Source organism: Anaerosporomusa subterranea (assembly GCF_001611555.1).
Taxonomy (GTDB): domain Bacteria; phylum Bacillota; class Negativicutes; order Sporomusales; family Acetonemataceae; genus Anaerosporomusa; species Anaerosporomusa subterranea.
On record NZ_LSGP01000017.1, the window covers coordinates 732,918 to 744,875 of the forward strand.

General features: G+C 48.2%; 11 protein-coding genes. 10 read left to right on the plus strand and 1 reads right to left on the minus strand.

What is annotated here, in order from left to right; translation table 11 throughout:
* Positions 1-66 precede the first annotated feature (66 nt).
* The 4 genes from AXX12_RS10820 to AXX12_RS10835 all read left to right on the plus strand — a co-directional run bounded on the left by AXX12_RS10820 (position 67) and on the right by AXX12_RS10835 (position 3,994).
* Positions 67-411 (plus strand): phage holin family protein, encoded by a 345-nt coding sequence (locus AXX12_RS10820; RefSeq protein ID WP_066242165.1) that lies wholly within the window; start codon positions 67-69, stop codon positions 409-411.
* Between the two features lie 313 nt (positions 412-724).
* The gene (locus tag AXX12_RS10825; RefSeq protein ID WP_066242167.1) at positions 725-1,522 is read left to right on the plus strand and encodes a Cof-type HAD-IIB family hydrolase; all 798 of its coding nucleotides are present in this window, start codon (positions 725-727) and stop codon (positions 1,520-1,522) included.
* 15 nt (positions 1,523-1,537) lie between these two features.
* Positions 1,538-2,362: an MBL fold metallo-hydrolase gene (locus AXX12_RS10830; RefSeq protein ID WP_066242170.1), complete on the plus strand. Its 825-nt coding sequence runs from the start codon at positions 1,538-1,540 to the stop codon at positions 2,360-2,362.
* 486 nt (positions 2,363-2,848) lie between these two features.
* The gene (locus tag AXX12_RS10835) at positions 2,849-3,994 is read left to right on the plus strand and encodes a glycerate kinase (RefSeq protein WP_066242172.1); all 1,146 of its coding nucleotides are present in this window, start codon (positions 2,849-2,851) and stop codon (positions 3,992-3,994) included.
* Between the two features lie 232 nt (positions 3,995-4,226).
* On the opposite strand, the gene AXX12_RS10840 is transcribed toward AXX12_RS10835, so the two are convergent.
* Entirely contained in the window at positions 4,227-5,009 is a 783-nt protein-coding gene (locus tag AXX12_RS10840) for a DUF3794 domain-containing protein (RefSeq protein WP_066242174.1), read from the minus strand.
* A 265-nt stretch (positions 5,010-5,274) separates the two neighbouring features.
* On the opposite strand from AXX12_RS10840, the gene AXX12_RS10845 reads away from it, so the two are divergent.
* The 6 genes from AXX12_RS10845 to AXX12_RS10870 all read left to right on the plus strand — a co-directional run bounded on the left by AXX12_RS10845 (position 5,275) and on the right by AXX12_RS10870 (position 11,938).
* A complete protein-coding gene (locus tag AXX12_RS10845; RefSeq protein WP_066242177.1) occupies positions 5,275-6,324 on the plus strand; it encodes a LacI family DNA-binding transcriptional regulator in 1,050 nt (349 codons plus the stop codon).
* Positions 6,325-6,343: 19 nt separating this feature from the next.
* On the plus strand, positions 6,344-7,525 hold the full coding sequence (gene nagA, locus AXX12_RS10850; protein ID WP_066242180.1) for an N-acetylglucosamine-6-phosphate deacetylase: 1,182 nt from the start codon (positions 6,344-6,346) through the stop codon (positions 7,523-7,525).
* A 14-nt stretch (positions 7,526-7,539) separates the two neighbouring features.
* A complete protein-coding gene (locus AXX12_RS10855; RefSeq protein WP_066242183.1) occupies positions 7,540-8,490 on the plus strand; it encodes a carbohydrate ABC transporter permease in 951 nt (316 codons plus the stop codon).
* A gap of 34 nt (positions 8,491-8,524) precedes the next feature.
* Positions 8,525-9,355 carry a carbohydrate ABC transporter permease gene (locus AXX12_RS10860; protein ID WP_066242186.1) on the plus strand — a complete coding sequence of 277 codons (831 nt, stop codon included), beginning with the start codon at positions 8,525-8,527 and terminating at the stop codon, positions 9,353-9,355.
* Between the two features lie 67 nt (positions 9,356-9,422).
* Positions 9,423-10,718, plus strand: coding sequence for an ABC transporter substrate-binding protein (locus tag AXX12_RS10865; protein ID WP_066242190.1), 1,296 nt, complete (start codon positions 9,423-9,425; stop codon positions 10,716-10,718).
* 62 nt (positions 10,719-10,780) lie between these two features.
* Positions 10,781-11,938, plus strand: a complete 1,158-nt coding sequence (locus AXX12_RS10870; protein WP_066242192.1) for an N-acetylglucosamine-6-phosphate deacetylase — start codon at positions 10,781-10,783, stop codon at positions 11,936-11,938.
* Positions 11,939-11,958 lie beyond the last annotated feature (20 nt).

Sequence of the window (11,958 nt, forward strand, 5' to 3'; positions counted from 1 at the left end):
CGTACTAGAAGAGTTTTCACGACATACTATACCTAACGACACTGTTCGTATTTCGGAGGGCAGTCTATGAGTGGTTTTCTGTTGCGCATTATTATCAATGCTGCGCTGCTAGTTCTTGTTGTCTTTGAACTTCCCGGTATTTTTGTCGATACCTTTGGCGGAACGCTGTTAGGGTCAGCGATCATTGGTTTTGCGAATGCTTCCATTCGTCCGATGCTGTCAGCGCTTTCCGCGCCCTTGAATAGTATGACGCTGGGAGGCTTCACAGTTGCCACCAATATTTTTGCACCGCTGGCAGTGGTAACAACACTTCCGGGCTATCAGATTTCAGGCGTTTTTTCGCCGCTGATGGGTGTAGTGTTTTTGACGGTTTGTAGTATAGCACTTACCAAAACCATCCAAGACCGGTGATTTTGGCCGTTGATAGACCCCATCTGCGTTGCACCCGTAAAGGGTATGCCGCCAACTCTAAGGCGCTAAAGCGTCAAGAGTTGCGCAATTAGCCCCGTGTCCCCCTTGCTTGCGTACCTGCGAACGTACGCGGCGCCGCGGGGGACACGGGGCTGCCTAGCATCTGGGGCCTCTGAACGCCCTAAATCACGGAGGAGATAGCGGAATACGTAGAGAAGTACTTGGGGAATCTCGTTTAGCTGATGCTAAACATCGAGGGACGACAAACGTTGAAAAAATAGATCTCGGATTTAATGGAAATGGAAGTGAATTCATGATTAAGCTTGTAGCTCTGGATATGGATGATACATTGCTGAATAAGCAAGCTGTAATTTCACCACGGAACGCTGAAGTGATTCGGCGCGCGATGGCGCAGGGAGTGACGGTGACGATCGCGACAGGAAGAATGTTTCGGTCGGCGCGGCCATTTGCTGAGGGGTTGGGGCTGGACGTGCCCCTGATCACGTATAATGGGGCTTTGATTCGAGGTGCTCTGTCAGGTGAAACGCTGCTTGACCGGCCGATTGCAGCCGATATTGCCGGTGAGGTGTTGGCTCTGTTCCGGGAGAAGGGCTGGTATATTCAGACCTATGTTGATGATGTTTTGTATGTGGCTGAGATGAATGACAAGGTTCGTTATTATGAGCAGTTGGCTAAGGTATCAGCGACGGTGCTGGGAGATGTTTTTTATACTCGGCTGCAGACCCCGTCAAAGATGTTGGCTATGGCGGAACCGGATCAGGTGACGATCATGAAGCAGACACTGCAAGCACGCTTTGGTGATCTCCTCTATCTGGCTGTGTCAAAGCCTACTTATCTTGAAATGGTAAATCCTGCCGTCAATAAGGGGACAGCGCTTGCCTTTTTGTCTGAACGGCTAGGGATTAGCCGCGAGGAGATTATGGCAGTAGGGGATTCGTTTAACGATCTGGATATGATTAAATATGCGGGATGGGGAGTAGCCATGGGCAACGCCCCAGATCAAGTAAAGCAGCAGGCCCAGGCTGTAGTTAGCGCTAATGACAACGATGGCGTGGCGGAAGCATTTGAACAATTTGTATTCGATCATTGAGCGTTGAGGTGAAGGATGAAGATTACTGTTGTTCTGGACAACTGTATTGCGTTTGGCAGCAAGAAATCCTTTCGGGCTGAACACGGCCTATCTCTGTTGATCCAGCATGCTGGTTTGCGTTGGTTGATGGACGCAGGGCAGACTGATTCCGCGTTTTATAACCTTGGACTTCTCGGTGTGACACCTGGACAACTTGAAGGGTTTATCGTCAGTCATGGTCATTATGACCACACTGGCGGCTTGGTTGCGATGCTGGCGCAAGCCGGTAAAACACTGCCTGTCTATATGGCGCCAGGTATCTTTATGCGGCGTTATTCCCGTTCCGGCGGGGTACAACGCTATATCGGGGTTCCCTACGCGCGAGAAATGCTAGAATCAATGGGGGCAGATTTTTGTCTGGTCGATCAGCCACGCCAGTTAACTGAGAAGTTATGGATAAGCGGACCTGTGCTGCGTCAGACTTCCTTCGAAACACCAGATACAGGGTTTGTCGATGAAACAGGAGCCGAAGATATCGTGACTGATGATATGAGTTTGTTCTATGCTGGAGAAAATGGATTAACTGTGATTACCGGCTGCGCGCACAGCGGTTTAATTAATATTATCAAGTATGGACTGGCAGTGACTGGCTGTAAACAACTGCATGGCATTATTGGCGGTACCCATCTTGGCTCCGCATCACCTGAACGCCAGGATGCAACCCTTGATGCGCTGGCAAGCTTTGCCCCTAACTTTGTCGCTGCCAACCACTGCACCGGCTTTGCAATGATGACACGACTGCAAGCTATGTTTGGCGAAAAATTTGTGCCAGCGTTTATCGGAACTGTATTGGAGTGTTAATCATCGGGCTCTTCAAGTACGTGGCCCATCTGCGACGCGCATGGATGCGCTAGTGCCGAACGCGCCATGGATGGCATGGCGCTCGTGCCGTTGTTATCTCCGAGGCCCCATTACTAGCGTACCCGACGTACGCGTCGCGACTGGGCCCACGGAGCTGCCTAGTGATGCTATCCAGCCTATGCGCAACAGGGTAGCAAGAATCTCATATGTAACAACATATGAACCCTTCTGAACGCCCTAGGTTACGTAGATGAAGAATGAAAATGGCTAAGTGTTCACAAGACTGCAGCTTTTGCGATGCTAATGAATTTTTAGAACTACTACCGCCGCTAAGTCTCATATGTAACGACGGTTTTTTCTTTTTCCAGGGCAAAAGGAATTTGTTGTTCTAGCGTAGAATGGTTTGCGTAGTTGTACTCGAACGGCATGAGTAGCTTATCCAGCGAATAGAATTTAGGCGGACGACTATACGAAAGGGATGATTCTATGCGTATTGTGGTAGCCCCAGATTCGTTTAAAGGCAGTGTGTCAGCACTAGGTGTGGCTGAGGCGATGGAACGCGGCATTCGGCAAGTATTCCCTGATGCAGTGGTGATAAAAGTCCCGATTGCTGACGGTGGAGAAGGTACGGTGGAGGCGCTGGTCGCTGCCACAGGCGGTCAAATTATCAAACAAACGGTCGTCGGGCCACTAGGTGAGCCGGTAGAGGCATACTGGGGCGTCTTGGCTGATGAGGAAACTGCAGTCATCGAAATGGCAGCCGCATCCGGCTTGCCCCTGCTGTCCAAGGAGAAGCGAGATCCGCGATTGACTACTACCTATGGCACTGGTGAATTAATTAAAGCAGCGCTTGACCGGGGATTGAAGAAAATTATCATCGGTATCGGCGGCAGTGCTACGAATGATGGCGGGACAGGGATGGCTAGAGCGTTAGGGGCTCGTTTCCTTGACAAATTAGGCCAAGACTTGCCTGAAGGCGGTGCTGCGCTGGCTAACCTGTCCACCGTTGACCTGTCCGGTCTTGATCCTCGCTTGTCTGAAGTTACTCTGTTGGTTGCCTGTGATGTGGATAATCCGCTTTGTGGTCCGCGTGGTGCATCGGCGGTATATGGGCCGCAAAAAGGGGCTACGCCGGATATGGTGCAGCAGCTTGACAGCGCTTTGGCTTGCTATGCTAATGCGGCAAAGGCAGCAACTGGCCGTGATGTCGCCCGATTGCCAGGCGCTGGCGCAGCTGGCGGCTTAGGCGCGGGTTTGCTATTCTTCACCGCTGCGGCGTTACGCCCGGGAGTGGAGATCGTGCTAGAAACAGTTGGTTTCCGAACCATGGTTGAAGCTGCAGATCTCGTCATCACTGGTGAGGGGCGAACTGATTTTCAGACAGCCTTCGGCAAAGCACCGGTCGGCGTTGCGAAGATCGCCAAAGAGTTCAGGAAGCCTGTGATATGCTTGTCCGGTGGCCTAGGAGATGGCGCAGATGACGTGTTGGCTCAAGGTATTGATGCGGTAATGAGTATTGTACCAGGACCGATGGCACTTGAAGATTGTATACTTGGCGGTACAGAATTACTAGAGGCAGCAGCAGCTCGGCTTTGCCGGGTGATAAAAGTGGGAAGGTCGCTCGACTGCTAAGTCAAAGAATGCAAAGCAGGAAGAAAATCGCCGCGCTTTACTCGCGATGACACGGGTTGTCATCGCGAGCGAAGTGCGGCGATCTTCCTTTAAGCGTATAAAGTTATGAGGTCTTCTGAAGCCTTGTAGCGCAACGAACGGAACACTATCGCCACGAGACGACACTATCGCCACTAAGGACATCCTCCGTTTTGTGTCGCTCGTGTGTCGTTAGTGCCGCTCGTGTTCATCGTCAGCCTTTCGGTTGATAAGGTAGTTGGCCGTATGGTAAATGATGCGCGTTGGGTAGCCCGCCGCCCGCATATAGCATAATTTGGCGGTCTACCATGACTTTGACGCAAATTCGAATAATAACTGTGGCGTCTATTTCGCGGCAACCGCGGGAAGGCTTGTAGGGTTTCGGTTTAGGTTTGCAAGACGGTTTGCAACCATCATGGCAATCTGGTTTGTGATGATCGTGGCAATCGTGATCGTGACAATCATGGTAATGACCATCATAGTCATGGCAATCATCATCGTGCCAATCCGGCTTGCAATCACAGTCATCTTTATGGTGATGCGGCTGTTTTTTCCATGCAGGTATTTTGTAACTTGCGCGGAGTTTGCGTAAATGGTGTTTGCGCATCGAGTAATCAATAAATTCGACAGTAGCGTGCGCATCTGCATCAGCTCCATAAGTACAGCCAGGAATATGGGCGGCAGCGGTAAAACGCACATGCCGTGCTTCCACAGCGTGCACCGGCTGTGATGGCAGACAGGCGACATAGAGAGCCTTTAACTCAAAATGACCGCGAACAATCACTTTATGCGGAATAATCTCAACATCGGTGATACACAACTTTTTGACAAGCACATCAACAACCTGCTCAATCGCCGGCTTGTGCTTGGGAACCACTAAGCAGATCTCGATGACCTTCTGAACATCCTCCTCGCCAATCACCTGCTGTACAACAATGCATGGCGGTGGCGGCGGCTTGATGCAGTTGGGCGGCAGGTAAGAATACCGTTCGTCCATTCTACTCCCCTCCTCGATGGTGGTGATTATATATATGCAAAAAGAGGATTCAACGTGAGTCCGAGTCTTGAAAAAGAACTAGTTTCAGAGAAATTGTAGTGCTCATTACTATTCAAATAATAAAACGGATTCGTATAGCATAATAAATATATAATAGGCAAATATGCGTAATTATTTAGAAAATTATGAGCATATGAGCAGGATTTTTTAGCAATTAGTATAATGATATAAAAAGTAAACGTTTACTATGGAATAGGTGAGACTTGTGAAACAAGAACATAACCGCCCTACGATTAAGGAAATAGCAAAAAAGGTCGGGACGTCAACCGCGACTGTTTCTCGGGTTTTGCGTGATGTCGATTACCCGGTCAGCGTTCAACTTCGTGAGCGGGTAGTCACAGCAGCCCGGCAAATGAACTATACCCCAAACCTTATCAGTCGGTCTTTGAAAAATTGCACTAGCAATGACATCGGTGTGATTATACCAACGGTATCAAATCCGTTCTATTCGTTGCTGCTCGCAGGCATTGAAGAAGTTCTTAATGATCAGGAATATAGTCTGTTTTTGTGTAATTCCCTGCGTGATGAAAACAAAGAAAGAAAATATGTGGAGTTGTTGCGACAAAAACAGGTTCAAGGCTTGATTATTTCGCCGATCGGCGAAACCCCTGGCTACTTGCAAGCACATATCGATCAAGGTCTCAAGGTAGTTATATTCGACCAAGCGGCATCTGGATCCGGTTTCAGCCGGGTGACTGTTGATTATGAAAAAGCTAGTATGTTGGCGGTAGATCATTTGCTGCAAAAAGGCCACCGTGATATTGGATTCATGTCGGCGCCATTGACGCGAATGAACCGAAAACTAACTTTTAACGGCTACAAACATGCACTTCGGTTCCATAACTTACTGATTAATCCAGACTGGGTCTATGTGACGAATACGGAATTTGAAACAAATGGGATTTTTTATGAGTTTGAAAACGGCCAGGACTTAGCCAGAGAATTCATAGAATCGCCAGTCAGGCCTAGCGCTGTAATTGTCATCAATGATATGACGGCATACGGAGTCCTTAATGAACTGAGACGGAAAAATGTGAGCGTGCCGCAGGATTTGTCGTTAGTCAGTTTTGATAATATTATTTTCTCAGAGATTACCAATCCGCCGCTAACCACTGTCGGTTTTTCCGCATATGAAATGGGAAGATTGGCGGCAGTGCAATTGCTTCGTCAGTTACAAGGCTTGTCTGACGCAATTGAGGATATTATTTTGGAGCCTGAACTTATTGTGAGAGGCAGTGTTGATATAAGGCGATAAACGACGAGGGGGATCATTTGTGAGAACGGTAATACAAAATGGGAAATTGATCACACCACATCGCGTCATTGATGGAGGAAGCATAATCATTCAAGATGGCCTGATACTCGGGCTAGTCGAAAGCGGCGATGTCTCCGTTTCTTCAGATGATTATTGTATTGACGCCCAAGGGTACTACGTTTCACCAGGCTTTATCGACATGCATGTCCATGGTGGCGGCGGCTATGATGTCATGGACGGGTCTGTCGATTCAATCTGTGGGATGTGTCAGGCGCATGCCGCCTTTGGTACAACCGCCATTATACCTACTACCCTCGCTGCCGACTGGGACGATATCTTGCTAGCGATTGATGCGATTAGGGCTGCTAAAAATAATAGCATTGGAGCTAAGATATTGGGCGTCCATCTGGAAGGACCTTATTTCTCCCAAGCGGAAAGAGGGGCGCAGAGCGCTTCCCATTTGAGAACTCCCAATCCGTCTGAATACATAAAAGTCTTAGATTACTGGGACGGTATTGTCATCATGGCTTTGGCGCCAGAACTGGACGGCGCCTTGGAGTTAGGCAGAGAATTGCGCAAACGCGGAATCCTCGCGTCCATTGCGCACTCCAATGCCAACTATGATGAGATAGTTCGAGCGGTGGAAAATGGCTTTACAAATATTACTCACTTTTACTCTGGCTGTTCTATCGTTCACCGTAAGAACGCCTACCGCTACGCCGGGGTTGTCGAGAGCGGCTATTTGATTAATGAATTGACTGTGCAGGTAATCGCCGACGGCAAACATTTGCCGTCCAGCTTGTTGCAATTGATCTACAAGCTAAAAGGCTCTGACAAGATCGCGCTGATCACCGACGGCCTTAGCTTTTCAGCCGCAGACGTAAAGGAAAATACGCTGTATACGCAAAAGACCGGGGTTCAGGTTATCCTCGAAGATGACGTTATGAAATTGCCTGACCGGTGCAGTTTCGCCGGCAGCATCGCTACCACAAATAGCCTTGTTCGCAATATGATCAAGCTCGCCAATGCACCGTTAACCGAAGCTGTAAAAATGGCTTCACTGACTCCGGCCCGGATTCTAAATATCTCTCACAAAACAGGGAGCTTATCGGTTGGTCTGGCAGCGGATATTGTGTTGTTTGACGAAGATATCAATGTCAGTTTGACTATGGTCGATGGCAAGATTGTCTTTAAAAAGTGATTGGAGGGACGAATATGGAGACGAATCCCGCACTCGCGACTCCTCAGCCAGGTATTCATGGGTCAAAGCTAACACCATGGCATCGCCGAAAGAAGAAAATTGCTGGTTTCTTGTTTGTTCTTCCTGCCGTTTTGTTCGTGTTCTCCTTCATGTTTTATCCGCTTGCCTATTCTCTGTACATAAGTCTGCATAAATATAATTTTGTATACGATAAGGAACCCCAATTCATCGGATTGGGTAATTACATAGAGGCGTTTAATGATCATACCTTTTTAGTTTCTCTCGGGAATACGTTCATTTTCGCCTTCTTCTATGTGTTGATTATTCTGTTAATTTCCCTCGCGCTAGCGTTGCTGCTATTTCAAAAGATTCGCTTCAATAATTTCTACCGAACGGCTATCTTTGTTCCCATCGTTGTGCCGCTTTCCTTGTCCGCCCTTGCCTTTCTCTGGATATTGCAGCCAAATTACGGGCTGCTTAATCATATCCTCGGTGAAGTCCTTGGTTTGAAGATGCTGACTCATCAATGGCTTAACGAAGGGTTTACCGCGATGGGGAGCCTCATTGGCGTGGGGTTATGGGCGACGATTGGCTTTGAAACCATCTTGTTCCTCGGTGGATTGCAGTCAATTCCTACAGACATCTTGGAGGCGGCTGAAGTGGATGGCGCCAGCGGTCTTAAGAAAGTCTTCTATATTATCTTGCCAAATCTGCGCGAGACCTTTATTCTGACAGGTATTTGGGCGATTCTTCACGGCGTTAAGGTATTCATCGAACCAATGGTTATGACAGCGGGCGGGCCAGGTGAAAGCACGCTAGTGCTGTATCAGCATGTATATTATACGGCGTTTACCTACTTCGATATGGGTTATGCCTCGGCGATGGCATACATTTTAGGGGCGATCGCTATGACGCTGTCCGCCGCGAACTACCTATACAACCGTACAAAGGAAGAAACCGAATAATCCGCCTGCCATACTGGCAATAGGAGGTGCACAGATGAAAGGAAAATTTTCAGCGACTAGGCTTACAATTCACCTGGTTCTCATCTTTGTTTGCATCATATTTATTACGCCGTTCGTATACGTATTTTTCAACTCATTTAAGCCTACTCCGGAAATTTTTTGGGTTCCGCAGAAATTTTTGCCTCAGCAATGGATATTGGATAACTATACACAGATTGGAGAAAAGGGGCATTTTGCCGATTACTTTCTCAACAGCATTATTATCACCTTGACATCTGTATCCTTAGTGCTTGTGCTTAGTTCGATGGCGGGCTACGCGTTTGCTAAGCTTCCGTTCAAGGGCAGACAACTGCTATTATCCGCCATGCTGATGACCATTACGATACCGTTGGCAGTCTGTTTAATTCCCATGTTTCTTATGGAAAATGCAGCAGGCTTGCTGAACACCAATTTGGGGCTAATTCTCCCCAACATCGCGGTAGTACTCCCGTTTGCGATATTTATCATGAGGGCTTCATTTGTTTCCATTCCTAAGGAAATTGAGGAAGCTGCCGAAATCGACGGTTGCGGTGTTTTCCGGACATGGTGGAATATCATGCTGCCTATGGCTAAAAACGGCTTGATCACCGTTCTAATCATGTCGTTTAACTCGATTTGGGGTGAATACACCTTGGCGCGAACTTTGGCCACCGACCAAGAAGCAATGCCGCTTTCGGTCGGGCTGACACTAATGAAAGGGGAGGTGTGGGATTTCGGTACCCTGGCAGCCGTTATTATCCTTACCATGCTGCCGCCAATCACTATATTTATCATCTTTCAAAAACGTCTTGTCGAAGGGATTACACAAGGAGCTGTCAAGGGTTAGTAATTTCTGGAGTTTCTGTTTGTGGCATATCATTTTCAAGAAAAATGAAAGGTGGGGACCCATTATTATGTCAGGTAAAAAGCTCGTCGTTTTGGCTATTTTGATTGCATTTGCAGCAGGTTTAATTTTGGCCGGATGCTCATCCAAACCATCCAGCAATGCTGGAACCAGCGCCAAGGTTATCCGCGTTGGCGCCGAGGCATGGATGGTTGATAAGCTGTATCTGAAAAAGAGTGCTGATAATTTTATGGCAAATAACCCAGGCATTGAAGTAAAGATTCAGCCATATGCGGATCGGCAGGTTCTATCTAACTTCGCTCTGCAATGGAGCCAGAACAAATCAGATGTCGATGTCGTGCTCGTTGATGGCGCTTCGACTGCGGCCCAATTCCTGGCAAAAGACTTAATCATCGATTTCAATAAAACAAAATTCTTTGAAGGTCCTACAGCCAAAGAAAATTTTGTTGGCAAGACCTTAGAGTTTTGCGCCGTTGATGGAATTCAGTTCGCGCTTCCGATTGGTCTAGAGGCCTATGATATCAATGCAAATAAAAAGCACTTCGTTGAAGCAGGTCTAGTCGATGCGAATGGGAAGATCCTCGAGCCAAAAACTTGGCAAGAAGTATATGAGTTCGCTAAAAAGATGACCAAGCGGGAAGGGGACAAGGTAGTTCGTCATGGCATGACTATCCAATGGGGACCTAATGCATACAGCGTTCTAAACTCTGTTGAACAGGCTGCACGCGGCAGCTTCTATAAAGCTGACGGTAAAACGAATACCTTTGACACCCCGGAAATGCGGGAGATATTCCAAATTTGGCGCAAGGGCGTTGAAGACGGTACCTTCTCCATTGACACCTTCACTAACAAGGACGCAGGCAGAAACAACTTTAACGCCGGACAAGTGCCCATGCTGTTGCAAAGTGCTGCTCACGTAGCTGAAGCAGCACCAACCGTCGGCAAAGAAAATTTGACTCTGATTTCGATGCCAGGCGCAAAGAAAAATGGTTCGTACGGATTCTCCGCTGGGATCATCGTTCCGAAAGCCTCTCCCAATCAAGAGCTTGCACTCAAGTTTATCCAGCAGGGTTTGATGTCTGATGTACAGGCCGGAGCTGGAACCCAATGGGGTAAACTCCCGGTACTTAAAATTCACTTTAACAAAATTGATGCGGATTGGAAGACGCATATCTACAATTTAGTCCAAATATCCAAACCAAATCCCTTTTACAAAGATCTGCCGAAAATTTCGGTCGAAACGACGAAGCTGCTGCAAGAATATCTCTTAGGCAAACAAGATTTAAACACATTTATTGCTAACCTGGAAAATGTCATCGCCAAGGCGGACAAAAACGTCAGATAAGCCGATTTGTCAGGGGGGGCCTTGGAGTTCCCCCTGATACTAATCAGGATGAGGTGGTAATAATGTCCCAACAGTGGCAGGGGCGCCATTGGAGAACAGGGCAGTCCATCGCCGTGACGGTGCGAGATGGGGTCATTGCTGACATCAAGCCTTGTTCCGATACGGAACCCTGGATCGCTCCGGGGTTGATCGACGTACAGGTAAACGGGGCAGGCGGATTCAACTTTAACGGGCCAGACGCAGCGCCCGAAACGGTCGAAAATGTAGTTCGCATCTTGCATAGTCACGGGGTAACCCGCTTCTGCCCCACCGTAACAACAGCAACAAAAGACAGTATCCTCAGAAGTATTCGGGCAATAACGGTGGCTTGTGAGCAGAATTCATTAGTTAATCATGCAGTTTTGGGTATTCATGTGGAAGGACCATTCATCTCTGCGGAAGCAGGACCTCGCGGCGCGCATAATTCGGAATGGACGCGCGACCCCGATTGGCAGGAATTCCTGGATTGGCAAGAGGCGGCAAAAGGCAGAGTAGTTATGGTCACTCTTGCTCCTGAGCGGCCGGGTGCTATTGATTTCATCAAGGAGCTTAGCAAATCCGGCGTTATTGCGGCCTTAGGCCATACCGCCGCGAACGAGGCTCAAATTTTGGCGGCAGTCAAGGCTGGTGCCAGTATGTCCACTCACCTGGGGAATGGAGCGCACCCATATATCAAGCGACATCCTAATTACATCTGGTCACAACTGGCCAATGATCAGCTATGGGCCGGACTGATTGGGGATGGGTTTCATTTGCCGGCGTCAACTCTAAAAGTCATGATGCAGGCAAAACGGGATAAAGCGATTTTAGTCAGTGACGCCTCCTATCTTGCTGGCATGCCATCAGGAGAGTACACGACCCACCATCACGTTAAAGTGGTCTTGGAATCGAACGGGCGCCTCCACCTGAAAGCCACTCCTGACATTCTTTCTGGGGCTGCCATGTTATTGGATACTTGTGTTCAGAACTTGGTTAATATGGGTGTAGCGTCCATTGCGGAAGCCATCGAAATGGCAGCAACAAGGCCGGCACAGTTGTTGGGAAGCAAGGATGGGGGCTCGATCGATATAAATAACTGCGCTGACTTTTTTCTCTATCGTTGGCTGGATGATGGCCCCGGGGGGACACTTCAAATTTGCGAGACAGTTACAGCCGGAAACACTGTTTACAAGAACGAATAACAGTAGATATAGTGAAGATA

What these genes read in the sequence shown, in the direction of transcription:
- AXX12_RS10855 (WP_066242183.1), top strand. Translation starts at nt 7,540, where the DNA reads ATGGAGACGAATCCCGCACTCGCGACTCCTCAGCCAGGTATTCATGGG.
- AXX12_RS10820 (WP_066242165.1), top strand. Translation starts at nt 67, where the DNA reads ATGAGTGGTTTTCTGTTGCGCATTATTATCAATGCTGCGCTGCTAGTT.
- AXX12_RS10865 (WP_066242190.1), top strand. Translation starts at nt 9,423, where the DNA reads ATGTCAGGTAAAAAGCTCGTCGTTTTGGCTATTTTGATTGCATTTGCA.
- AXX12_RS10860 (WP_066242186.1), top strand. Translation starts at nt 8,525, where the DNA reads ATGAAAGGAAAATTTTCAGCGACTAGGCTTACAATTCACCTGGTTCTC.
- AXX12_RS10830 (WP_066242170.1), top strand. Translation starts at nt 1,538, where the DNA reads ATGAAGATTACTGTTGTTCTGGACAACTGTATTGCGTTTGGCAGCAAG.
- AXX12_RS10825 (WP_066242167.1), top strand. Translation starts at nt 725, where the DNA reads ATGATTAAGCTTGTAGCTCTGGATATGGATGATACATTGCTGAATAAG.
- AXX12_RS10870 (WP_066242192.1), top strand. Translation starts at nt 10,781, where the DNA reads ATGTCCCAACAGTGGCAGGGGCGCCATTGGAGAACAGGGCAGTCCATC.
- AXX12_RS10835 (WP_066242172.1), top strand. Translation starts at nt 2,849, where the DNA reads ATGCGTATTGTGGTAGCCCCAGATTCGTTTAAAGGCAGTGTGTCAGCA.
- AXX12_RS10840 (WP_066242174.1), bottom strand. Translation starts at nt 5,009, where the DNA reads ATGGACGAACGGTATTCTTACCTGCCGCCCAACTGCATCAAGCCGCCG.